General features: G+C 38.5%; 14 protein-coding genes. 6 read left to right on the plus strand and 8 right to left on the minus strand.

All coding sequences use genetic code 11. From position 1 onward, the window contains the following. Positions 1 to 293: 293 nt before the first annotated feature. Positions 294 to 1,130 carry a DUF6788 family protein gene (locus C7H19_RS20135; protein ID WP_106458716.1) on the minus strand — a complete coding sequence of 279 codons (837 nt, stop codon included), beginning with the start codon at positions 1,128 to 1,130 and terminating at the stop codon, positions 294 to 296. 195 nt (positions 1,131 to 1,325) lie between these two features. Here C7H19_RS20135 and C7H19_RS25915 point away from each other — a divergent pair, with 195 nt between their 5' ends. Continuing rightward, positions 1,326 to 1,499, plus strand: a complete 174-nt coding sequence (locus C7H19_RS25915; protein WP_181280686.1) for a hypothetical protein — start codon at positions 1,326 to 1,328, stop codon at positions 1,497 to 1,499. Positions 1,500 to 1,537: 38 nt separating this feature from the next. Next, entirely contained in the window at positions 1,538 to 3,220 is a 1,683-nt protein-coding gene (locus C7H19_RS20140; RefSeq protein ID WP_106458717.1) for a ShlB/FhaC/HecB family hemolysin secretion/activation protein, read from the plus strand. Positions 3,221 to 3,230: 10 nt separating this feature from the next. Here C7H19_RS20140 and C7H19_RS20145 read toward each other — a convergent pair whose 3' ends face one another. Next, on the minus strand, positions 3,231 to 5,750 hold the full coding sequence (locus tag C7H19_RS20145) for a two-partner secretion domain-containing protein (RefSeq protein WP_106458718.1): 2,520 nt from the start codon (positions 5,748 to 5,750) through the stop codon (positions 3,231 to 3,233). Positions 5,751 to 5,807: 57 nt separating this feature from the next. On the opposite strand from C7H19_RS20145, the gene C7H19_RS20150 reads away from it, so the two are divergent. After that, a complete protein-coding gene (locus C7H19_RS20150; RefSeq protein WP_106458719.1) occupies positions 5,808 to 7,166 on the plus strand; it encodes a cytochrome P450 in 1,359 nt (452 codons plus the stop codon). A 29-nt stretch (positions 7,167 to 7,195) separates the two neighbouring features. On the opposite strand, the gene C7H19_RS20155 is transcribed toward C7H19_RS20150, so the two are convergent. Both C7H19_RS20155 and C7H19_RS26925 read right to left on the minus strand, forming a co-directional pair. Continuing rightward, positions 7,196 to 12,127, minus strand: a complete 4,932-nt coding sequence (locus C7H19_RS20155) for a DEAD/DEAH box helicase (RefSeq protein WP_342752312.1) — start codon at positions 12,125 to 12,127, stop codon at positions 7,196 to 7,198. Positions 12,128 to 12,136: 9 nt separating this feature from the next. Further along, the gene (locus C7H19_RS26925; protein WP_245927673.1) at positions 12,137 to 12,517 is read right to left on the minus strand and encodes a hypothetical protein; all 381 of its coding nucleotides are present in this window, start codon (positions 12,515 to 12,517) and stop codon (positions 12,137 to 12,139) included. A 121-nt stretch (positions 12,518 to 12,638) separates the two neighbouring features. On the opposite strand from C7H19_RS26925, the gene C7H19_RS20160 reads away from it, so the two are divergent. Both C7H19_RS20160 and C7H19_RS20165 read left to right on the plus strand, forming a co-directional pair. Beyond that, positions 12,639 to 12,923, plus strand: coding sequence for a UPF0175 family protein (locus tag C7H19_RS20160; protein WP_106458720.1), 285 nt, complete (start codon positions 12,639 to 12,641; stop codon positions 12,921 to 12,923). After that, entirely contained in the window at positions 12,920 to 13,408 is a 489-nt protein-coding gene (locus tag C7H19_RS20165) for a PIN domain-containing protein (protein WP_106458721.1), read from the plus strand. The genes C7H19_RS20160 and C7H19_RS20165 overlap by 4 nt, the downstream gene beginning before the upstream one ends. A 2-nt stretch (positions 13,409 to 13,410) precedes the next feature. Here the strand turns inward: C7H19_RS20165 and C7H19_RS20170 are convergent, their stop codons facing one another. From C7H19_RS20170 to C7H19_RS20185, 4 genes are all read right to left on the minus strand, one after another. Next, positions 13,411 to 15,003, minus strand: a complete 1,593-nt coding sequence (locus tag C7H19_RS20170; protein WP_106458722.1) for an ApeA N-terminal domain 1-containing protein — start codon at positions 15,001 to 15,003, stop codon at positions 13,411 to 13,413. A gap of 38 nt (positions 15,004 to 15,041) precedes the next feature. Beyond that, positions 15,042 to 18,857 carry an Eco57I restriction-modification methylase domain-containing protein gene (locus tag C7H19_RS20175; RefSeq protein WP_181280687.1) on the minus strand — a complete coding sequence of 1,272 codons (3,816 nt, stop codon included), beginning with the start codon at positions 18,855 to 18,857 and terminating at the stop codon, positions 15,042 to 15,044. Between the two features lie 27 nt (positions 18,858 to 18,884). Continuing rightward, on the minus strand, positions 18,885 to 21,713 hold the full coding sequence (locus C7H19_RS20180; RefSeq protein WP_106458723.1) for a helicase-related protein: 2,829 nt from the start codon (positions 21,711 to 21,713) through the stop codon (positions 18,885 to 18,887). 241 nt (positions 21,714 to 21,954) lie between these two features. Further along, the gene (locus C7H19_RS20185) at positions 21,955 to 24,381 is read right to left on the minus strand and encodes a CHAT domain-containing protein (protein ID WP_106458724.1); all 2,427 of its coding nucleotides are present in this window, start codon (positions 24,379 to 24,381) and stop codon (positions 21,955 to 21,957) included. 71 nt (positions 24,382 to 24,452) lie between these two features. Here C7H19_RS20185 and C7H19_RS20190 point away from each other — a divergent pair, with 71 nt between their 5' ends. Beyond that, on the plus strand, positions 24,453 to 25,175 hold the full coding sequence (locus C7H19_RS20190; RefSeq protein ID WP_106458725.1) for a DUF928 domain-containing protein: 723 nt from the start codon (positions 24,453 to 24,455) through the stop codon (positions 25,173 to 25,175).

Below are 25,175 nucleotides of genomic sequence, written 5' to 3' on the forward strand. Positions count from 1 at the left end.
ACCCAATTTTTAGCCAAATTGCTAACATCTTAGCCCAAAAACAAGACTGGGTTATTTTGTCATAGTCTAAACTCCAGGCTTAAGCATTAGCCCGTTAACTGATGCCATGATACACACCCTCCATGTTTAGTGTCGTTAAGGATAGGGGATTAGGTTAATCATCTAATCAACCTTTATCAGTTAATTAGGTAAAGTTAAACCTAATTATTTTTCTCTAATTTAAGATAATACAGGATACTTACTAAACAAGGAAGATTAAATTTAGTATCATTATGATACAAATTTATATAATTTTAAGATTCTTGCTCCGATGGAGGTAGTGTGGGAATTTCTGAACGACTACTTTTACGGGGATCGCTTTTACCTAGATACTTGGTTTTAAGCCGCCCATCCTCCCACCATCTGAGGTAGTAGTACGGGCCAAAGGTTTTACCTTCTCTAGGAATATATTTCTCTTCAATAAAATGACCTTCTAATAATTCAAGTGGAGAGTTTGGCTCGAGCTCGCCTCGTCTGAGCTTATCGATCAGTTGCTCTTTCTCTTCTTTTCTCCGTTGATTAATCTCCATCTGATTTTGCAATTTATTAGGAATCTGCTCTTGAAGACGTTCTAGTTCTTCTTGCTCAAGAGACTCAATTAAATAATAAATTAATTTTTCTTTTTGTTTGGATGGAAGCTCATTGACTAATTTGGAAAGGGTATTAAATCTAACCTTTTTAGAAGTTATATCAATTTGATCGGGCTTACTTAATGCTTCCTCAATTAAAGATTTTAATTCTAATATTTCAATCGGTTTAGTTAAAAAGAGTAAAACATTTTCTCGAAGGGCTTGTTTATAATTCTCCATATCTCCATATGCTGAAATAACGATCGTCTTCAACTGAATTCCTTTTTTCCGCAGCGTTCTAATCAGTTGAAACCCTTCGAGTTCAGCAGCAGGCATTTTTAAATCGGTTAGAAGAAGATCGATCTCGTGTTCTTTATCTTGCTCGATCGCCTCTAGAGCTTCTTCACCACTCCGAACAAAAATAATTTCATATTCTCCCGATTTGGTTTCTTTTCTAAATCGTTGTTTGATTGCTTGTTCAAAAGCCTGTTCATCATCTACAAATAGTAACTTGATTGGCATGAACACAGTTCCTAACAAATGGCTTTCATCTGAGTAAATTTTACTATTGATTTTACTTATCTTTTAAATTTTTATGAATAATTAATCAATAACCTAAAATATCAAGTTGTACTTGAACGTATAGCATCTAATGAAACCCCTTGTTAAAATATGAGTACGTTACTCAACGTAAACTCGACAAAGTGACCATCGTGCGTGTTTACGTCGATCTTGCTCAATGCTGCTTATGAACAACTGTTGATTAAAGGAATGAAAATAGCTCGACGTACCTTGACAGCAGCTAAAGCAGGAACTTTGTCTCGAGGTGAGTACAATACTTTCCTACATCAGTGGGTTGGCTTCGGGAAAGCACTGGCAACAAAAAACTGACAATCGATGATTTGTTAAAAGTCGAAGATTACTAAACTTTGTACCCTGATTCTGATAGCATTCAACGGTTAGGTAAACTGCCGAAGCTTGTAAATTGGTTAGTGATTATATCTGTAGTATGCTTGTCTTTATGCTCGGATGTAATTACTCAAGCGCAAGCCGAATCGTTCCGTCAAGCGTTGAAGCTATCTCAACTGCAAGTTAATAGTGTTCCTTTTTCTCAACCTGAAACCCTTTCGGAAAGCTCTTCTATCTCACTTAAGCAAGTCAAAGTTTTGGGCAGTACAGTTTTTTCTGAAGAAGATTTAGACAAAATTACTGTTCCTTTTATTGGAAAAGAAGTTACTCTAGAAACGCTTGAAGAAATTGCTCGTCAAATAACACAACTCTATGTTGCTAATGGTTATCTTACCTCTGGAGCTTATTTGCCACCTCAAGATTTGTCTAATGGGGTTGTAACCATTCAAGTGATTGAGGGGAAATTAGAAGACATTGAAATTCAGGGTTTAAATCGTCTTCAGAATTATTATGTGCGAGAACGCTTAATGAAGGCAGTAACCGTTCCACTGAACATCAAACGCCTGGAACAAGCATTACAGTTATTGCAACTCGATCCTCTATTTGAAAGAATTGAGGCAGAGTTAAATCAAGGAACAGAACCAGAACTCAGCATTTTGACAATCAAACTTAAAGAAGCACCTGCTATTTCTATAGGACTACAGTTTGATAACTATGAATCTCCAAGCATCGGAGAATACAGAGGAACATTAAAGCTGCACCATCAAAATCTACTTGGTTTTGGGGATCAATTATCGGCCGAATATCGAATTACAGAAGGACAAGATCAATATGACTTTAGCTACGGAGTTCCTCTCAATGCCAATAATGGGACTTTGAGTATCAGTTACCAGACAGGAGATACCAAGATCATTGAAGATGTTTTTAAAGATGTAGGAATCAGGGCTGAATCCAACACATTATCACTCAGTTTTCGTCAGCCTGTAATTCTAAAACCGAATGAAGAACTTGCTCTGTCAATTTCTTGGGATTTAAAGGAAAGTAGAACCTTTTTACTAAATGATATTCCTTATTCCTTTACGCTTGGCCCAGAAAACGGTAAATCTAGGGTGACAGCTTTAAGGCTAGGTCAAGAATGGATTAATCGTTCACCTAAGCGAGTTTTAGCAGCAAGATCGTATTTGAGTTTTGGGCTAGGTCTATTCGATGCGACGATTAATGAGATTGGAATTGACGGTAGATTTTTCTCATGGCAAGGGGAATTTCAGTGGGTAGAAAAATTAGATGAAGATATTATTTTTCTAGCTCGATTTGGAATGCAGCTTACTCCCGATGCTTTGCTGCCAGTTGAACAATTTGACATTGGCGGAATCGATACAGTACGAGGTTATGCGAATAATTTGCGGATTGGTGATAATGGCATAGTAGGGACAATAGAAACCCGTTTTACTGTTTTTAATAATGATACTTTCGGTGTAATCGAATTAGTCCCTTTTTTCGATATCGGGACGGTTTGGAATAACAAACTTGCAACAGTCAATCCTAATACTCTTGCTAGTACGGGTTTAGGATTGCGTTGGCAGATTAATAATTTGAATCTTCGTTTGGATTATGGCATTCCCTTAATCAAAATTGAGCAACAAGGTAATTCTTTGCAAGAGAATGAATTTTCTTTTTCAATCTTATGGCAACAGAGATTTTAGTCAGCTTTTATTATTGACAAATGAGATTAATATTTTGAGGGGTAGCAGCGATCAATAAAGTTCGCCCATCAACAGTACGAACGATCGCACCTCCACGAATAATGGGATCGCCTGATTTCCAGGGATGCACTGAAATAAACTGCTCATTTTCGGTAGGTATAGAAGAGGGAGTGCTGGAGCCAGGAGATAGTTCTGTTGTTGATGGAACACTTAATGCTTCTCTTTCGTTAATTCCAGATTCAGGCGTAATTGGAACTCCGCCTGTTCTGGTATAAGTAAAACTGCCCTGTTGTTCATTTCTGCGGGCTAAACAACTTCTGGCAATGGTTTCATCGGGTGAGATAAGTCTAAGTTCTAGGGGTTCCAGCGAATTCTGGATATTTGTCTCTGGCGTATTAATTGCTACAATTCCGTTGATTCCAAATTGAGAACTCGCCGTGATCTGACTATCAGTCGATAAAAAGGCTCCTTTAGCTGAGATTTGTACCTGACCCCCTCGACCTATAAAGGCATTAGCCGAGATGTTACTACCTTCTAGAGAAATTAGAGGATTAGTCGCGAGCGTAATATTTCCACCATTGCCCGTACCGCTTGCTGTAGCTGTGATGTTGCTGTTCCGTCGCAACTGGATTCGCTCGGCCGCTAAATCAATATTACCGCCATTTCCTGAAAAGGTAGAAGCCGTAATCCCTGACGAACGATCTAAATCAATTGAGCGAGCTTGAATTTGTAGATTTCCCGCATCACCTGTCCCATCATTTCTGACGCTAATTGATGCGCCATCTGTTACACTCAGTTGTCGAGTTTTAATATTGACATTTCCTGAAGCACCAGTTGGAATTTCAGGCAATCCAAGTCCTTGTCTAATTTTGGGATCGACACGATTCGCAGAGGAAATAATTAAGCTTGGATTTACAGAACCGGGAATCGTTCCACTAACCTGTATAAAATCAGTAGCATTAATCGTTAAACTTCCAGCCTTTCCCGATGCAAGGGTTGAACTATCTACTCGACCACCATCGGTTAAAGTTAAACGTTGGGTATTAATGAGCAAATTGCCCCCTGGGCCTGAACCTTGAGTAATCGAAGAAATGAGGCTTGGAACCAAACTGTTGGGATTAAATCCAGTTAAATTAATCTCTTCAGTAGCAGCGATCGTTAATTCTCCTCCACTACCGCTTCCAAACACAGTAGTACTTAGAAGTCCTCCTTCTCTTAGAGATAAGTTTTGAGTAACTAAGTTCAGATTTCCTGCTGTTCCTGAACCTGCAGTAGCCGTAGAAACAATACTACTCAAGGGAAAAGAGGGATCGAAAGGCGAGATCCCAAGAATTTGAACCGAATCTTTTGCTTGGATAGCAAGATTACCACCAGCACCCGACCCAAAAGTTGAAAGATAGATTCTCCCTGAATCTTGAACAATTAATCGATTAGCCCAAATGTTAATATCAGCCCCTTTTCCCTGAGCTAGAGCTTGACTGAGTAAGCCACGAGTCGAACGAGCTAAACCTGGGAAGACTGGAGTAAATTCCGTTGTTCCAGTAATAGTCAAGGTATCTGAGGCGTTGACTTGAATAGTTCCTAGCGGATTTGCACCTTGATTTTCGATTAATACTAAAGAAGCATCTGTAATGTTAATGTTTCTGCCAAACAGAGAAATATTGCCGTTAGTAGTTCCACTAGCATTAACAAGCGAGCGTCTGGTTAAAGAAATGTCCTGTAAACGGCTAACATCCTCATAATTAAGAGTAAAGTTATTAGGATTCGTAAAAGCAATTTTAACTTGACCAGAAGAAACACTACCGATTTCGACCCGTCCTGAAGGAGCAGTCACAACGCCGCCTTGAAAGTTGACTTCTCCCCCAACTAAAGCCAGAGTGTGTTCAGGTTTAACAGCTAATCCTGTGGGAATTGTACCTCCAATGGGAATATTCGGCAGACGGGTATCACCTGGGGCAATGAGATTATGTCCTCTACCTTGAACCTCTATTTTCCCAGAAGATTCTAAAAATCCCAAAGCGAGCGGTACATTGATAGCGAGTAATGGAACAGCTTGAGGATTCTTGGCACTAAAAATCGTGCCATCTGATAGATGAATCGAACTAGCTGTCGTCGCTAGAAACGAGCCATTAACATCTAAAATAGCATTCGGCCCAAAGATAATTCCATTGGGGTTGATGAAGAAAAAATTAGCATTGCCTAAAACGCCCAGTTTGCCGAAAATGGCTGAGAGATTATTGCCAGTGACTCGGCTAAAAATATGCTCTACGCCGTTAGGATTGGAAAAATAAACCGTCTGCCCTTCGTTAATGTTAAACTCTTGAAAACTGTGAAATAAGTTAGCCCCTCGTCTAGCACCACCATCGATTCGCTCGCTAGGCAAGCCATTAATAACCTGATGAGGCGTAACCGTTGAATTTTCAGCCCCTAAAGTTGAATCAGGAAGAATTTGAGCTTGAGTCGAAGGTGTAAGCAAGATAGCCAACCCTAAACCTAACCAAACTTCAGTAAGATGAGGAAATCGTGACATGAGCGCGTATTTAGTTTGAACTAAAAGGTTCTCTCACACTTGATCTTAGATGATTTTATGAATCAAACCGTCAAATCGGCAGAAGAACTGCCAGGCAGTTTTGGGATACCGTTTCTGGGTGAAACTCTCGAACTGTTTACCCAACAAGAGCAGTTTTACTGGAAACGTTTTCAGCTTTATCGAACTCATTTTAAAACCCAGATCATGGGTAGGAAAATCGCTTGTCTCATTGGCCCCGATGCAAATCAGTTTGTTCTCAAAGATCGTGCGGAAAATTTTTCTTCAAAAGTCGGATGGTCAATTTTAGAACCTCTATTTGGTGAGGGAATTCTTCTACAGGATGGACAAAAACATCAAATGATACGCAAGTTGATGTATCCGGCATTTCATCCTCAAGCTATTGCTAGTTATTTTGACATCATTCAGAGTACCGTAGAGGAATTTTTAGACAGTTGGACAGAAAGAAATCCGATTTTTCTCATTGATGAATTGCGTCAGTTAGCTTTATTGATTGCCTGTCGGCTGTTATTAGGAACAAAAGCCGAGCAAGAAGTCAAAATCCTTAGTCAATATTTTTCAGAATTGATAGCAGGAATCAGAACTGTTTTACGGTGGGATATTCCCTTAACTAAGTTTGGTCGTGCCATGAACGCTCGCCGTCAATTAGAAGTATTTCTCTATTCAATTATTGAACAACGACGAAAACAAGAAAATTTTAGTGAGGCTCAGAATGTTCTAGGATTACTTCTAAGTTCAACTGATGAAGATGGAAATCAGTTAAATGATTTAGAAATAATTACTCAATCATTACAACTCTTATTTGGTGGACATGAAACTACTGCTAAACTTTTGTGCTGGTCTTTATTTCAAATTAGTTCTCATTCAGAGTGGAAAGAACAATTACAAGAGGAGCAGACAGGAGTTTTAGGTAGTCAACCTCTTACTTTTTCTGATCTCAAGCAATTCACTTTGATGGGATATATTCTTAAAGAAGTGGAGCGTTTATACCCATCAATTTATACGATTCCTCGTGGAGTGATTCAAGATGTTGAGTATGCTGGATATTTGATTCCTCAAGATTGGTATGTTATTGTGTCACCTCTGTTAACTCATCGTCTAAGTGAGTTTTATTCTGAGCCTCACGATTTTAATCCTAATCGTTTTTTACTTACTCATGAGGAAAACAAGCCGCATCCTTTCGCATTAATAGGTTTTGGTGGTGGTGTTCACAGATGTTTAGGATCTGAGTTAGCTCAAATGGAGATGAAAGTTTTTCTCTCAACTTTACTACGTCGCTACCGTTGGGGCATGATTTCAAATAATCTTGTTGCTACGCCAATCTGTCAAACCAGCAAAGAAGAGCGTAAAATGCGGCTCTGGTTGGAAAAATGTGATTCAATTAGATCAAAAACCTAGAATACTTACAGATCAACGATCATAAGTAGCTACAGCAGGGATTTAAGCTCTTTATTTTGAGTTGTTAAATCCTTACGATAACTGAAAGTAAAAACCTGATATCCCGTTAACCATTGTAAATTTTCTCTTGTAATGTGATCTCTCTCTTGCTGTTCAGGTGAATCATGAACTGAGCCATCACAAAAAACGGCAATTTTAGAAGTTTTGTAGACAAAATCGGGCTTACAATTGGCTTCTTCAATTAACATTTGAGCAGCATCGGGTAGTTTAATTCCCTGCTCGTAAATTGCTTGAAGAACGACACGCTCAAAATTAGACTGCGGGTCGGTTTGAGCATATAGTTTTCTATAATGAGCATCACGCGCAACCTTACTTTCAGAGCGTATAAGAGTACTGCTAGTCAGTTGTTCGAGGAATGGACGAATTAGACGACGATCGAGTATGGCGTGATCGATTTGATTTTGATAGGAAAGGAGGCATTCATAACAAGCCTGAACACAGCTATCTTTAGGCGTTTTAAAATGGCAGATTTCTAAAGCCGCCTCAGCGATTCGTTGAAAACTATCGGCACGATTAAGGATTTGGGAGAGAACCCCCGCGCCCCCTTCAGCCGATTCCCATAATAATATATGTTTTTTTGGCTCTCCTAAACGTTCTGAAGCTAATTCGTCTAATTCCAATTTATAAACCGATTGAATAGCCCTTTCTAGGGCATACTGTAGCGTTGTTAAAAAATCTTCTCTCATGTCACCAAGCAAAAAACAAGGTTCAAGGAATAGGAGATTAGCAGTATGAGAAACCATTAAATTAATATTTGAGCGTAACGTAGACGGAGGAGGATTGGTTGGAGTGTCGCCCCAATACCCTGTCTGAGTATCCAACCTAAATCCTGTTTCGGGAGAACGGCGCAAACCTCGATTAATTCCTAAAATCTTAGCGGTTTCGCCATAGCATAGACGGAATAATTCTGTTCCATCGGCGGCTAATACTGAGGCAGATTCTCGTTTGTGCGGGTCATACTGAAAATGCGTTGTCATCCGATAACCCGATTTGAGTCGTTCTTCTTCATCACAGGTAATGCGTTCACGACGACGAGTAATCATGGTATCCATCGTCAACACAGAATTAAGCTTATCGTTGAGTTTTGCGCCGCAATTAAAGCAGGTATCTCGATCGAAATCTTGAGTATCATGATAATAGCCACAACTTAAACAACAAGCAATTTGCTGATAGTCAATTCCTCTAGGCGACACTCGCATTTTATCGACTTTATACTTATTACCTTCGTAATAAACAATGTTATTCGGGGCAATTTCGCGGATGGCTACACTACGAGAACGAGAAATAAATTCGCCATTTTCTCCTGCTGGAATATAAGCTCGTACTGGTAGACGGGGAAAATTGAAACCAGGTAGAAAACCTTCGGACGCAAAATAACGGTAGGGATAGAATTCAAATTCACTTGTTGAGCGATTTCTAGAATCTTGACCGACTAATAGGGTTAATTGTCTTTCGGCATCTTTTTGTAGAGCTTCGGCTTTGGCTTTATCTTCTTTCTTTACTTCTCCTCTGTGGGATTCATCAATAATTGCTCTAGCTTCATCTCGTTGATTGATTGCTGCTTGATACAATCGTCGCCAACGATCGCAAGCTCGATCAAATTTGATGAGAGCATTATCTAGTGTTTGTTTCAGCCAATCTACTGAATACCAATCCGCACGATTAAGATCTTCTTTACAAAAAGTATCACTGAGAATGGCTTGGGCATCTTTTAAACATCGATCGAGAGTGGTAGGAGAGAGCGTTAGAGCAGAACGTAAATCGGCTTTGATGGGATAGTCAGCTTCACCTAGATCGAGGATTTTATTCATCGAGTCCCCCAGTTCTACTCCAGTATAAGAAAGCCAAAGTGAGTAAAGATGAGATTCAATCAGATCGGGGTTTGCTAATTCTAGTTTAGGTGGCACAACAATTCCAGCAACCATCTGTTCTTGACGTTGGTAGAAATATTGATCGTGTCCACTTCCTGCGGCTGCATAGGTGATTACTAATGCTTCTTGTCCGCTTCGGCCTGCCCGTCCACTACGTTGAGCATAGTTGGATGGAGAAGGGGGAACATTACGAAGATGAACGACATTGAGATCGGAAATATCGATACCGAGTTCCATTGTTGGAGAACAATAAAGAGCCGCTAGGAAACCATCACGAAAGTGCTGTTCTCTTTCTTGACGTTTTTCGTTTTTGACTTGCCCTGTATGCTCTCGTCCCTCCATTGTTTTGATCTCTTGAGCTTGAGAAATGTAAAATTGTTGAAAATATTTATTGACAGATTGCTTTATATATGTAGTGCCAGAAAGCCGTTTACTGGTTAAAGGGTCGATAGGAATGTCTGATACTTTTTGTGCTTTCCAGATCATTGATGTAATCTTGAGTTGAATCTTGTTGTTGTCTTTTGTAAGATAGCCTGTCACCTCTAGAATCCCAATTAATGCTTCAATCAGATCTTGATATTCGGTTTCTGTAAGGGAAGTCGTTAGCCAATCCCAAGCCCTAGAACTTCTAAGAAATCGTCCGATCGCACTTTGCGCCGTTAGCTTAACTTGTACTTGAGAATTACCACTCTCAAGGGTTGCCCATTTCGCTTCATGTAGCTGCTCACTTCCGTCAAAACTCCATCGCTCGTTTAGCGTTTGGCTCACGTCTCGTTTAAATTCTTTAAGTTCGTCAGGCTGTAGGAGCCTAGCATCGATCGCTAATTGTTTCCGCAGCAGATCTAGTAAAACTTTTGTTGCTGTGTATCGTTGTTCGGGAGTTGCTTGTAGAAGAATAGGATGGGGATATTTTCGCCACAAATCTACTAAGCGACAATTTTCTTCAAGCCCGTCATATTGAACTTCTAATAAGCCGCATTGCTCTAAATTCGGTTGCACAATTCGCCAGCCTCGGCGTAAGTCTTCATAGAGGCGATATTCGACTAAACGCTCAAAGGATTCTTCATTGAGTCTTTTTCCTGGATTAAACTCAGCAGGATTTTTAGCGTAATCTGTCTGTGATAGTCCCATCTGACGAACAACAGTAGCGGCTAATTCTCGATGAGTGAGGGTTCCTTTACTTTGCAAAGCTTGATTGAGACTGGCTCTTAAGAAACTGGTTTGCACGAAATCATTAAAGTGTCCCGCTTGTAGTGAGGCATCTTGTCGGTTATCAGTAAAGCTGAGGATTTTTGCTGATGTGGGTTGAATGGCAGGGTGATTCTTGAGACGGTTTACAGTAGAAAGACTTAATAAAGTTGTAGCTGTACTACGTCCTTCACTACTTAAACGAGATAATTTTCGATATTCACTGGTTTTGCGATCATAAACGATACCGCAATTAAGACAGATCAATAAGGGTTTGGGGATAAACCAGCAAGCTGTCGGAGGATTAGGCTCATCTTTGCTGAAAATCTGGCAAATCCGCCCATCAGGATAAATATAGAGTTTTTGGGGAACAAATGAGCGATAATCGGGTTTAACCTCACGTCCTTTCTTTTTGGTTACTTTAAACCAGCTATCAGGTAGTCTATCTATATCATCACTATCCCAGAGATCAGGTTCATCTAGAGTAATATAGCCATTTTGGACATCTTCTAAATCTTCGGGTTGATTGATTGCTGTTGGGAGGAGTGGTGTTACGGTTTGATGTTCACTATCGTAGCGGACTACATAGTAATCCTGTCCACAGTCCCGACAAAAAACGAGAGGAAAAAGTAAGCGATCGTTTGTGGTTTTATACTGTCCATCCAGGGTTAATTCTCGCTTTTGATGTGGTTCTAGAGTGGCGTAAACGCTACCCCCTTGAGAGATGAACTGATGCAGACGGAACGGAAAACCTTTTTTAATGTTCTTGCGTCTGATTTGACTACTCCATAAGAACATATTCCGTAAAGCATCAAGACAAATCGATTCATCGATCCCCGTTTCTTGAGCGAGTCGTACTGCTCCTGTACTTAGTGAAATAGGAGTACGCCTAATTAAATGCCCGTCTTCTTCAGCTAAACCGAAATTCATTTCGATCCAAGCACTTAAGGGATGATTAAAGAATGTTTGCTCGGTTTGTTCAGTTTGAGGGGGTAATGCTTGAGTGAGACTCTTTTGTAATTCTGCTTGATTTGGATAGGGACGAGTAATCGATTTTTCTAGGGTTTCATCGATGACTTGATCGGGTTTAATTTCTACACCAAATAGTTTACTAGCAACTTCGGCAACGGTATGATTACGAGATCTACGATTTCCTTCTGTGGACATGGTAGCGGAGGTTCCGATACACAAAAGAGATTTACGGCAACGTTGTTTGAGTTTGCGGATGACTAGGGCTACATCTGCGCCTTGTCTACCTCGATAGGTATGTAATTCATCTAAAACGAGAAATTTTAGCTCTGGAGATTCGACTAAACTTTTTTCATAACAGCGAGTCAGCATCAACTCCAACATGACATAGTTTGTTAGCAGAATATGAGGAGGATTATTCTGGATTTCGCTTTTTGATGATAAACTTTCTTGCCCTGTATATTTAGCGACACGGATATGAGTATTAGGTACTTTTTCTAAAAATTTCTTGAATTCTTGTTCTTGAGAATTGATTAGAGCATTCATCGGATAGACTAAGATCGCTCTAACGCCTTTAAGTTGGGGATTGCGTAATAGATCGTCGATGATAGGAACAACATAGGTTAAACTTTTCCCTGAACCTGTGCCTGTAGTAACGACATAAGGTAACAATTGTTGGGCAAGACGAAAAGCTTTTTCTTGATGTTCGTAAAAATGAAAGTTAGGAAAATAGCGGTTACAGTCAGGATGTAGGATATTTTGCTCGATCAGTTGGGTAATGGTTGCACTGCGTTTGTAAGGTGGGTTAATTTGAATTAAAGGATCTTTCCAAAAATGACCTTGATCTAATTCACTATTGACAAATTTATCGATTTGTGTGTCTCAAATTTTGAGAAAACTTGCGATGTAATTACGGTAATCCTCAATAATTTCATCCCGAAAACTGAAAATATCAAAGGATTTACTTGTTAATTCTGCTGTTTCCTGACTCTCTACTTCTATATCCCGTCCTAAACGTCGGTCAATCCATGCTTGTAATTGTTGCATTAAAGCAGGATTGAGAGTACTAACCTCAATGAACTTAGCTAGGTTTTCCCATTCCCACAAAGGCGGAATACTACCAAATAAAGCATTTAACTCGGTTTCCGTAAGAGTTTCAACGTCTGTACAGTCGAGTAGACTGGGTAGTATTCCTAAACTGATGAGGGTGTTGGTAGCTGTAAGTGCTGTTTCACCTTTAGCTAAAAGTTTTTTAAGGAGCATACAAGGATTAATTTGAGGGATTTTCCTTAATATGCCCAGTTTTTCCATGTAATCTTACACATATTCAATAGAATCTAATAATTTAATACAATGGTGAGTAGAAAATTCAGAGTAAGTATTTATGCAAATTCAGATTGCATTACCAGATGATTTAGCATTTTCCCTAGAAGCGAAATGGGGAAGTCTAGAGCGTCGATTAACCGAGATGATTGTTATTGAAGCCTATCGAGAGGGTTCAATTAGTGTAGGTAAAGTGAGAGAGTTATTAGGAATGAAAACTCGTTTAGAAGTTGATGATTTTTTAAAAGCTAAGGGAGTAGATTTACCTTATAGTGAAGCTGACTTAGAAGCAGACTCTCAAACACATGAACAACTACGAAAAGATGGGAAATTACCTTTACTATGATCGTAGTTTCGGATACTTCACCCATTTGTTATCTTCTACTAATTGGTGAAATTGAGCTTCTTCCTAAACTGTACAAACAAGTGTTAATTCCAGATATTGTAAGACAAGAATTATCTAATGCACGTTCTCCTGATCTGGTTCAACAATGGATTAATAATCCTCCTGAGTGGCTAATCATTGAAACTGTCAACTTACCTATTAATAATGATTTAGAGTTATTAGATGCAGGAGAACAAGCTGCTATTATTTTAGCTGAACAACAAAAAGCAAGCTTAATAATTATTGATGATGGTTTAGCTAGAAAAATAGCTTGCGATCAAGGTTTGAGAGTGACTGGATTGCTAGGAGTATTGGATGAAGCGACCAGACAAAATTTAGTTGATTTGCCAGCAGCAATCACTTTACTGCGAAAAACTACATTTCGAGTTTCGTCTTCTATTATTGATTCACTAATTGTAAGGCATAAAAAAGATTTTGAAAAATAATTTCAACCAAATTTATACTTTTGAGAAAGAATAGTTTTTACTTGAGATGAATCTAAGCCTAGTTGTTTAAGTAAACAAGCTTCTAGAATAATTTTTAATTTATAAACTATTTTTTCTAAATCTTGGCCCGTTACAATATGCTTATTTTTCTTTTTTATTTTCTTGTCCGAGGTATTGGAATCAGGATGAGTCAAACTACCTCTAGTATCTCTGACTTGTTTAACGAATTTTTCTTGCTCTTGAGAATCAATAAAAAAATTATCAGGTAAGCATTTATAAAAATCTTCATTAGAGAATAAATCCTCTAATCTTTCTTTTAAAGAATATTCATTCCAATAATTAATTTTATTTAATAATGATTTATGATATGATTGACCAATATTATATTTTTTAAATTCTGTTAAGAATGTATCTTTTAATTTAGTTTTGATCTTTTCAAAAGTTTCCTCATCGCAATATCTACCTTCATAATCAATTCGGTGGAATCCCTCTATTGATTGTGCTAAAGTTAAAAACCAATCATTAATATGACGTAAAGGAAGATATATTAAACGTAAATATAGCTCAATTATTGAGCTTAACTGATCTCGATTAATTTCCCAATTTTTTAGTATAATATTTGATTGTTCTTGAATATTATTAAAATAAAATAAGACCTTAGTTTGTTGAAAATTATTATTTTGCCTATCTAGCGAGTCGAAAGTTTGATAAAAAATATTTATTTTAATTGGAGTTTCCATTTTTTGTATAATCACTTGTTTTTTATTATTAGGCTCAGATATTTTGCTATCTATGTCTGTTTGAATCATCTTTTCAGATTTTAAACTTTTTAATAAATCAATGCTTACAACTCTTTCTTCTGGAACAAGAATATAGGACTCTAAAGAGCTTGGATAAATAATATTACCTGAAGCGAAAGTAAAAAATTCTTGTAGTAATTCTATTATTTTTATATAGTATTTAAAATTTCTAAACTGTTTTGATTTAATTAAAATCTTTTTTCTATCTATTAAATATATTTGATTAGCTTTCAAGCCCAAAAAATTAGTAAGTGCCAGCTTATGTGGCTCAAATGTTGGTATGTCTATCAAGTTTATTGAACAATCAAGTAAAGTCCCAATTTCTAAAGTCTCCATAATATTTTGTATGATTTTAATCTCTTGAAATGTTGAAGCAGATAGATTACTAAGAATTCCTTCGATTTTTAGATTAGGTAAATTTATCCATTCTTCTAAGTGATAAAAACTAACTATGACTTCATCTGTAATAAATTCATCTAGAGAGATAAAATGATGTCCTTGTAAAATAAAATCTGCATATATTGTATTTGTTTCTATTCCAGTTGTGAGACTTATCGGTTGATAACAATTATAAAGAGTTATTTTCTCGCTTATTCCGTTATTTCCTATTAAATATCCATGTATTATAGGAAACTCTTGAGGTTTGTTAAATTTTTCTTGAAGATTTAAGTCTTTAAGCTCACCAACTAAATCAAGTTTAGGTGGTTGATTAGGATAAAATTTTATTCTTCCAAACCTTTCTTTATCTGGAGTTTCTGGAAGAAACCATATTCCATCTTTTTCAAAACTTTGCATTTTTTTACTTCTCCATTTTTATATCAACAAAAATAAACTTAATTATTCATCATATCCCATGCAGCTAAGACTAACCTTTGTGTGCGATATTCGCCATATTTTCTGATTTCGTTATTCTTCAAGACGCGAAATGTCTCACTAGGAAAATCTTCACCATACACATCAGCAGGATCTAAAATATAGCGCAATTCATCACGAGTTAAACCGTAAAGTTTAGCGTATTTTGCATCTAATTCTGCTCTGAGTTTTGCTCTTCTATTTTCATCCCAGATAAAGGGTTCTCCATCATGTCCCAGATCTAAGGCAAAGAGTTTCATATCATAGGCAGTGTAGAATAATTCTAGAACTCGACTGCTGATATATTCGATGTCTTCTTGGGTGTACCTGTCTGGAGGGATGACGGGGAGTTGTTTTAAAATGAATAAACTAAAGTTAGTTCCTCCTAATTTTTGACGAACAACAAAATCAAAAACCAAACTACTTAAGTTAGTTAGTAAACAACACACTAAAGAGATTTGTTTTATATCTATTATCATCAAAGGCGCACTGTGTCCTACACCAACTCTAGGAATAATACTGAAAATAGCTGTTCGTTCATTCCTAGAATCTGTAATAGAGCGAAAGCTTAATAACCATTTCTTATCCCACTTACTTGCTAATCGATTTTCTACCTCGGTTTTACTTACCCAGTAACGAGGCGTAATTTGAAAAGTAGAATTACTTTTGTCTTCTAAACTAACATCTTTTGCTTCAGTTCCATCATAAGTTGCCCAACGATGATCGAATTGATGGAACATCTTCGCTTCATAGAGTGGTAACAATCCATTTTTTGCTTCATTTTTAAACAGATGACTATCATTCGACATATGGAACATCGGCATAAACGAAATACCCCAAGAATTAACTTCTGTTTTTTCATTCTCTAAAACAGGTACACGCTGATAAATTTTCTTAGTCAATTCAGCATCAATACGACTTCTAAAAAGTGGACAAGTTTGAGTATTTGGATTAAAACTAGAAATATCTTTTGAAGACAGTTTAAAAACTTTATCAGGATTTTTTAAATCATTAATATTTGTAGAAATAAATGAAAATGATATATCTTTTACTGCCGCCTTAGACAGAAAAAGTAAACAAAACTTAGTTTTTGTATGGAGAGCAGTAAACAAATGCTCCCGATTCTCAAAATCATACAAACTTGCTAAATTTTGATTTTGGATTAAATCGCCAAAAAACTTCTTACAAGTATCATCCGTTGCTATACCAGTTGGTACGATTATTCCTACTCTACCAGTTGGAGAAATTAACTTTCTTGTTGTCTCAGCAAACACAGCATAAGTATTAATATCTCCTACTGCCGTCAAGGGAAATCTAGCCGACTCACGAATAAACTTACTTTGTGCATCAGCATCATGTTTAGCATCTGCAAATTCTTGTAATAGCTGAGGGTTGGAAGTAGCTAACTGTTTAATTAATTTCTCTCTTGCTGCTTTATTAGCTGCATTAGCAATATCAGGATTTTTAGAAGCGAAAAATTCTTTTTCCTGTAATTTTATTCGTTCCCAGGGAGGATTACCCAATACACAGCTAAAACCTCCTTCATCAAAGACATCTGGAAATTCTAAACACCAATGAAAAAACCGTTTTTCTTCCGCTAACTGGTTTGCTGCCTCGACAATTTTTTGTGTAGAGTCATTTCCCCGTAATAACTGCTTTAATGCTTCTGTTGTTGGTAATAGTTGTAACCCTTCTTCAGTTAAGGGCATGAAAAAGGCAGCCGTCCAAAGATTACAAGCGGAATGATCGCGCCACCATCCTTTATGATTACGATTAGCTTGATATTGCTCCTGTTTGCGCCGTACATCGTCGGTAGAGATTTCTTGTAAATCGCTTAACTGTTGCCAGCCTTGCCCGTAATATTGCCGTTCTTCTGATAAATCGCCAAATATTGATAATTGTCCTTGATTTTCCCGTTCTTTCTTATTTCTTTTTTTGATTGTAGTCGCTAAGGTTTTATTATCTCCAGTAACGGCGGTATAAGCTGCATCTGGTATTCCCTCATCTAAGCAGGAAATATCCAGTACACCCACTAGAGAATTACCGCATTTAATCCGATGATCGAGAAAATTTAGAGGTAAACCTTTACAAAATCCTTCTATCCACAAGGCGACTTTACACAAGTCTACTGCAAGCGGGTTAAGATCTACACCATAGATGCAATGCTGAATCACATCTCGAATTGCTTGTTTGATGGGTTCTGCCCCTGGTTGTGCTTCTCCTGTTCTTACTTTTGCCAATTCTTTACCAATGCGTCTTGCAGCCGCTAAGAGGAAATGACCGCTACCACAAGCAGGATCGCAGATTTTCAAGCTTAATAAGGCTTTTTCTTGCTCTACGGTGATATTTAGAGCTTTTAGCTTTTCCTCAATAACAGGCTCTAAAGCTGATTTGATTAATTGTGCGACTAATTCAGGCGGTGTATAGTAGGAGCCAGTAGTTTTTCTGTCGCTTCCTGCTACTAATCTAAATTCATGAATCCCATTTCTAATAAGAACTCTGGGTGTAAAATCTAGTAGACTTTCATAAATACTGCCCAATTCTTCTACGTCAAGGGCAGCATAGTTAACCCGTCGTCGTTGTCCTTTCTGCTCATACAATGATAGATGAGCGATCGCTTGTAGAAAATCATAGTTATCAATGGCATAATTATCTAAAGTTTGCAGTACCTTTGAACCAAACAGATCGCCATTAAGCGGAGATAACCTTAACATCTTTCCTTGCCAATTCTCATTAAAAAGGCGAAATGTTACCCGTAAACCTTGCCAGAGATCCTGAAACCCTTCTCTACGATAACTGGGACGTTCGGCTAATTGTCTGAGGCGAGTAATGCTGTAATATTCCATGTAGATACGGGCTTTTTCTGCATCCTCTTCTACCATTAAGACTTGTCTGGATTCTGCTACCATCAAGAACAAGAGACGATAGATCAGTAGAAGTAACTGACGATAAAATTCTTTTTCGGAAAGTTGATTTGTAGCGAGTACATCTCTTAAAGATTGATTCTGAGGATGTTGTAGGAAACCTGTACCAAACAGTTGTAATGCTTTTTCTACCCCATCTCGTAGTTTATCCCGTACCCTTCCTCCTTGCTGTATAGCTTCTTGATGATAAAACTCCAAAAGACATTTATCGGTGTCGTCCATGCCTTCTGGTAGTCGGGAACGATGGAATAAGCGATAAAATAAGCCAAAATCGGCGTAATTTTCTGAATTAAGTATTTGTTCTAAGTCAAACTCAACATAACTTAGGCGCGTCATTAAAGAACAATCCCGCAAGAGTCGCCACTGATATCCATTAGTAACAATCCCCCAAAGATGCTCAGTATGATTCAGATATTCTTGCATCAATCCATGTGCAGAAAGACGGGGATTACCCGATGGAGGGCGTTTATCTAAATCGATACGACAGCCGATAATATGAAGTGGTGGCTTATTTTCTCCCTCCTCAGTACGGTGAGAAATAGCATAAGTTTGATTGTCTACTATTTCCGCTTTAGCCTGATAGATAGGACGATAACCCAATAATTCTAGAAAGGGTACTGCCCAGTGTTCTCGTGTAATGCTCGTCGCTGTTTCCGTTTCATCCAATCTAGCCAAGCGTCGTTGAAATGCTGCCCAATACGCCTTAGCATCTCCCCAAGCGATCGCAATTTCATCTTCTAGTTTACTGACTTTCTCCAAGCCGAAATCTTTAGGCAACTGACCTTTAAGATCGCCTGATGTTAAATCGTTGGTAAGATCGGAAGCAATAAGGTTTCCTTCAATATGAATGCCTGTTAAAACAGCAGTAACCATAAATAAATATCCTTATAAAAATGTGATTTATTGGGGAATTAGACAATAAACGCCTAAAACATCCATTGGAAGTTGAGGAATAACTGTTACTTTTCCTTCTTTCGTCATTGCTCTGACGCGCTGATGAGATTCAGAAAGAGCCTCAGCCCTTTTATTGGCTATTTTTTCTAAATGTGGCTGTAATTGCTCCATCCGTCCTAAAATCATCTCAATCCGCGATCGTTTGTTCTCCTGTGATAAATCCCCTGTGGGTTGAACTGTCGCCAATAGTGATAAGGTTTGGTCATCAGATAGCCATTGAGGGTGATTGGGTAATCCTGTAAAGCTTTGAATCAGACATTCTTCAGCTAGTATTCCTTGTTTTCGGTTTTCTAGCAGGTGCCGTAATCTCAAAAGTAAAATAAATGTCGGTTTAGCCACTGCATCCGTTACCGTTACCCCACACCGTGCCGCCGTTGGAGTATCAATATTTTCTAAAGCTTCTTCAAACAGATGACGGGCTAAACCTTCGACAAGTGAGTGATTGCGTCCAACATACTCTATTCCTTCGGGAGTCGGTGTCGTAAAGCTGATTAAACGAGGTTTATCACCTAGCTGATACTGAACACACCGAGGAATCTGAGATAAATCCCATCCTTGTTTTTTCCTAACTAAAGAGGTTCCCAAGCGATCGCAAGCCGTTAAAACAAACCGTTCTACATCGGCTTCATTTCCTAAAATTAGATCGGTAAGAAGTAATTCTCGTTCTACTTCATCAGGCTTAATAGAACGTTGGGCGAAACGAGTACGGTTTTGTTTCTCGCGTTCTACTACTCGATCCCAACTATTATGGACTTGAGCTAGAGTATCATCTTGAGTAAGGTCAAAAAGACTTAACTGGCGGACATCGGTAGCGCGTTCAAATAGAGATTTGAAAACCGCCTCTTGTACGGTGTTACTATCCATCGGTACTGGAACAGTAATACCGAGGGTACGATGAATGGTGACGGCTTTACGGATGAGAACTTCTAAGACGGCTCCATCAACTGGGTTATCTTGCCCATAGAGTAAAATACATTTGACTTTTTCGACCGTTTGACCATAGCGATCAATCCTGCCCTCTCTCTGTTCTAAGCGATTAGGGTTAAAGGGTAAATCATAATGAATGCAAGCTGTAAAATGTTCTTGTAGGTTGATTCCCTCACTGAGACAGTCAGTCGCAATCATCACTCGTTGCGGATACTGCTGTAACTCTTGTAATCTGATTTCTCTTTCGTCTTCTGAAAGTTCTCCCGTAATCGAAATAACCCTAACTGAAGTATTTTTCTTTCCTTCTAAGTCATTGCGTAAAGTCTCAGCTACATAGTTGGCTGTGGCGATATAACGACACCAAATAATCGGATGTAGCCCCTCTTTGAGTAAATCTTTGATAAGAGCGATCGCTTTTTGTAATTTAGTGTCTTCCTTCCCGCGCAACTGTTCGGCGATTTTGACAAATTCTCGCAATTTTCGCTTATCTATATCCCGATATGTTTTCTGTCCCCGTTCAACAACCGTAAATGGTGAATTATCCGTAATTTGTTCTCCTTCCGTCGTATCCAAGACGTAATTAGCCGCTAAATCTTCGTCCCATTCCTCTAAATCACCTGTATCCTTGCTGACTTGACGGGAAAGAGTGGCGATTGCGGCGGCTGGAGAAGACATTACACATCGAATGATAGCAAGGGCTGACCAGTAGCGTCCTCGTTTTTGTGCATAGCTAAGACTTTCATCAACACTTTTAACAAGTCCTCTGGCAAAGTCATACACCTGCTCGAACAGTTCTCGATAAGTTTCCGAAAGTGGGTAGGGGCTTTCTATGGCTTCTCGCTTAGGAAAGGGGGTACTATTTCCAAGCCAGTCTTTTACATCAATTCGACGACGCTGCACAAAATGACGAGCGAGTTCAATCCGTTGCGCCTCCGTTAGATGATTTAAGTCAAGTTGAGCAAATTCGGGCTTCAATAAACCCAGAATAGAACGAAAAGAAGCTTCGATGCCACTATGCGGGGTTGCCGTCAATAAAACAAGATGTTGTCCGTTTTTTTGGGAAATTTGTTTAACTAGCTGATATCGTTGTTGTTGCTTAGGAGTAGATTCAGAACAAGTATGCACCTCATCAACAATCACAAAATCAGGACAGTGGGTGAGAAAACTAGCTCGACGGCGTTCTGATTTAGCATAGTCCAAGCTAACGATAATATGAGGATAATAGCTGAAAATGTGACTATCGACTGAGGGTAAACCTCTCTCCAGTTTTGCCGCCGTTCCCGAACGGATCACTACTGCATCGATATGGAATTTTTGCTTAAGTTCTCTCTGCCATTGATCGCAGAGTTGCGGAGGACATAAGACACAAATCCGCTTAATTTCACCTCGATCTAACATTTCACGGGCAATTAAACCAGCTTCGATACTTTTTCCAATCCCTACATCATCAGATATTAGTAATCTTACGATTTCAAGTCTTAACGCCATTAGTAGCGGGACTAGCTGATAAGGTCGTGGTCGAACGGATAGACGACCCAGACAACGGAACGGCCCTGCACCACTTCTGAGGCTTAAGCGAGCCGCATCTAGCAACAGTTGGGCAGCCTTCAAATCTTGTAGAGTATTAGCAGAAGGTAAAGGAAAATCGGCTGGCTCTAATTCTCGTTCGAGGGGCAGATAAATTCCGCAGCTTTCTTCTTCAAGTCCACTCAAGGGACGTAAACGAATAATCTCGGAGCTTGGAGAAGGCAGTACGACCCATTGCCGTTGACGGCAGCGCACGATCGTACCAGGCGAAGTACTAAGTTGTTGACTATTATCGTCTTTTAGTGGAAGTTGAGCGACCATCTAGGAGGAAATCTCGTCTTTTTTCATGTTTACTCTCAAACACTAGAATTCCCTTGAAATCAGTAATATTTCTGATTTTAAAGATTAAAAAATATTTCAAGTTTATAATTAATTAATCAGTAAATATCCTTAAATTAGATTTCTTAATTCAAATCAAGCTTCAACTTCCGTATTTTCAATAATTGACTTTTAATTCATTAGTCATTATGGAGGAATAATAAAGAACTTTTTGAACACTTCATCATAACCAATTGCCAACCAGAACAAAACTAGCCCAAATTGAAGGGTGACTTCCAGGTGTAGCAATCTGGGACAACTGTGCTTTTCTTAAGGCTTCTGTTTTACTCATTCCCTGTTCTAGATACCGATAGAAATCTGTGATTAACTCAACTGTTGCTTGGTCATTGACAAACCAGAGAGTCCCTAATGTGCTTTTTACACCTGAACGAACAGCAACACCTGCTAATCCTAACGTAGCTCGGTCATTTCCCGCCGCCGTCTGACAAGCACTTAGTGTTAAAAGTTCGATCGGTTTTTGACTGCTATCAAGTAAGTTTTCTAATTCGGCTAAAGAAATTTGTCGATCGAACGCTTGAAGAAAGGCACTCTCAGCATTGCCACCAAATCTACCATGAGTGGCTAAGTGAACGACAGAATAATTCTTTTTGCGAATCTGTTTTTGTAAATTATTAAAAGTAAAGTCATTATTAAGATATCGACTACCACCTAAAATTGTTTGAACTTCATGGGTTTCTTGAGCAACATTTGGTAGTGAATCAAAAGGGGGAACGGCCACAGTCAAACCAAAAGTTAAGGAACGCCATTGCCCAGAGGATTGAGTTTGAGTAATAAAATTTAATCCTAGAGATACTGATAAAGGATACTTTTCAAGTAAGAACTTTTGACCATCATAGAGTGCGCCTATCGGCACATTTCTAAAAAGTCCGTCATTAACAAAGACAAGATTGTTAGGTTGAACAAGCTCTAATTCATTTTCTATTGGTTGGATGAGAAGCTTATACAATTCCTTAGATAAATCTATATATCGATAGCTAGAAATATCCTCTAATTCATTTCGCCATTTCAGAATCTTTTTTTGAAGCTGTGACTGAGAAATATTAATCGGATAACTTTTATTTGTGCCGTTAGACAATTGAAGAATTAAATAGCTTTGATTTTTTAGAATAATTGAATGAATAACTACCGTGTTCGTTTTAGCTAAGATAACTTGAGGTTGCTTGATGGCATCGATAATTTCTACACAATCATCCCCAAAAAAGTTCTGCAATTCTGATAGCTGTAATCCCTCAAAAATTTGGATTGCTAATTCAATCTCGCTTGATGTTCCTCCATCCAATAAAATTTCCAATAACTGCCGATAGACAGGTTCTACCTCATCTCGAAAATCTAGCTGTAAATTCTGATTAGCAACCGCAATATCTCCACGAATACTCTGTAGACTAGCGATCGCTTGCCGATAAGCGACCTTTGCCTCTTCCCGTCTTCCAGTTGCCCTGTAGATACGTCCTGCTTGCCACTGCCAACGGTACTGGCTATCGGGTGCAGAAATTTGTCCCGCCGCTAATTGAGCTTGGTGAGTAAACTTTAGAGCAAGGTCGTATTGTTTTTTCTGTTCGTAAACTCGACCTAAAGCACCTAGAGCAAAAGATGCTGTTCTTAAATCACCTAGTTGATGAGCAATTCCTATTCCCTTTTCAAGAATTTTAATTGCTTCACTTTCCTTCATTAATCCTGCTAAATTTATTAACTCGTAGACTTTGCGCCGAGAATTAGGTAACTGCTCAAGAATTGAGCTTACAGAAGCACGATAATCGAGATTAGGATTTAACTTCATTAACTGTAACCTGGCTCTAACCGCAGACAAACTGTTCTGGTTACGGCTTGTTTCCTCTGCCTGCGTTGCTGTGGCCAAAGCCATTTGCCGATCTTGTTGCGCTAAACTCGTAAAATGCTCTGCTTGCGTTTCATCTTCTTCTAATTGTGCTGCTTGTGCCTCAGCTAAATATTTTAATTGACGCTGAGAAAATGTATTGCTGAGATTGTTTAAGGTGATAGTCATTAAATCAGGATGGTTTAATTGCTCAAACAATTTAAGACTTGTTTCATATACTTTGATTGCTTTGTCATAGTCTCCTGAAAGAGTGTGACTGGTTCCTAAAATATCCCAAGCAATTGCTTGTGTTTTCAGTTCTTGATTATTCTCTGCTAATTTTATGGCTTCTTCAAGCAAGGGGATTGCTTGTCTAAATTGACCTAAAGCATTGTGGGTCTGTCCTAAATCAACGAGAACAGCAATTAATTGCGGTTGGAGAGATTGACAGTTCTGATTACGATAAATTTCAAGTGCGGCTTTCCAGTTTTTGATTGCTTTATTCAATTGGCCACTTTCACGATAAGAAGCTGCTAAATAGCACTGGATTGTTGCTTGCTCGATTCCTTCAGATGTAGCCAATAAGTTCTCAAGTAAGCTGATTGCCTGTAGGAACTGTCCTTGCTGGTAGTATTGTTGAGCTTGTTGCACAGATTGAGTAACATCTGCTGTTTCCCCTCGCATGGGCTGGATGAACCAATAGTGAATCCAAAAAATTAAGAGTAAGCTACTCCAAAATAGGAAAGAAATGTGCCATTTTTTAGATTGCCTAATCATTCTTTTTGCTGATTCTAAAAGGTTAATTAATCAGTTTAGATCAATTTAAACTGCTCTGATAATAACGCTCGATGTATCAAAAACTATTTATTATTCTTACTAATATTTTTTCGTTAGGACTAATTCAACTATTAAGCTTCCTTCTTTGGTCAGAAATGACAATGGCTCAAGGGAAATCAGGTTACGTTCCTCCTCCACCTGCCAAAGAACGTCGCCAAAGTGTAACTTCAGGTGGTTCAAGAGGATGTCCGAACCAAAGGGATGTATCTCTCACATTACTTGTCCCAAGTTATCATATTCCAACTACGATTTCCCCACATCCTACTTTACTTTTATATATTGACAATATTCCCTCACAGCCCCTACTTTTTACTCTCGTTGAACCTGGTGTGAGTGAGCCGCTGCTAAAGAATAAGTTGACGGTTAAACGACCTGGTATCATTCAAATCAATTTACCTTCAGACAGCCCTACACTAGAAGTTAACAAAGAATACTATTGGACTGTTTCCATTCTCTGTAATGAGAAACGACCCTCAGAAAATGCTTATGCCCGTGCAGTTATTAAACGAATCCCCTTGACGGCTGAATTACGCCAAAAACTAAATGCTACGACTAATACTCTAACTCAAGCGCAAATTTATGCCCAATCAGGTATTTGGTATGATGCAATCACGACCAGCTATCAAGCCTATATTGAAGCTCCTAACTCAAATGCCCCTGCTTATTTTTGGCAGTTATTACAGCAAATTGGCTTAAAGAGCCGTCTGATAGAAAAGTTTGCAAATCACCGATAG

Origin of the sequence: Aphanothece hegewaldii CCALA 016 (assembly GCF_003007785.1) — a bacterium.
Lineage (GTDB): Bacteria > Cyanobacteriota > Cyanobacteriia > Cyanobacteriales > Microcystaceae > Chroococcus > Chroococcus hegewaldii.

Coding starts and splice junctions, on each gene's coding strand:
- C7H19_RS20160 (WP_106458720.1), top strand. CDS start 12,639: ATGCAAATTCAGATTGCATTACCAGATGATTTAGCATTTTCCCTAGAA.
- C7H19_RS20175 (WP_181280687.1), bottom strand. CDS start 18,857: ATGGTTACTGCTGTTTTAACAGGCATTCATATTGAAGGAAACCTTATT.
- C7H19_RS20185 (WP_106458724.1), bottom strand. CDS start 24,381: ATGATTAGGCAATCTAAAAAATGGCACATTTCTTTCCTATTTTGGAGT.
- C7H19_RS20145 (WP_106458718.1), bottom strand. CDS start 5,750: ATGTCACGATTTCCTCATCTTACTGAAGTTTGGTTAGGTTTAGGGTTG.
- C7H19_RS20180 (WP_106458723.1), bottom strand. CDS start 21,713: ATGGTCGCTCAACTTCCACTAAAAGACGATAATAGTCAACAACTTAGT.
- C7H19_RS20150 (WP_106458719.1), top strand. CDS start 5,808: ATGAATCAAACCGTCAAATCGGCAGAAGAACTGCCAGGCAGTTTTGGG.
- C7H19_RS20190 (WP_106458725.1), top strand. CDS start 24,453: ATGTATCAAAAACTATTTATTATTCTTACTAATATTTTTTCGTTAGGA.
- C7H19_RS20165 (WP_106458721.1), top strand. CDS start 12,920: ATGATCGTAGTTTCGGATACTTCACCCATTTGTTATCTTCTACTAATT.
- C7H19_RS20135 (WP_106458716.1), bottom strand. CDS start 1,130: ATGCCAATCAAGTTACTATTTGTAGATGATGAACAGGCTTTTGAACAA.
- C7H19_RS20170 (WP_106458722.1), bottom strand. CDS start 15,003: ATGCAAAGTTTTGAAAAAGATGGAATATGGTTTCTTCCAGAAACTCCA.
- C7H19_RS26925 (WP_245927673.1), bottom strand. CDS start 12,517: ATGCTCCTTAAAAAACTTTTAGCTAAAGGTGAAACAGCACTTACAGCT.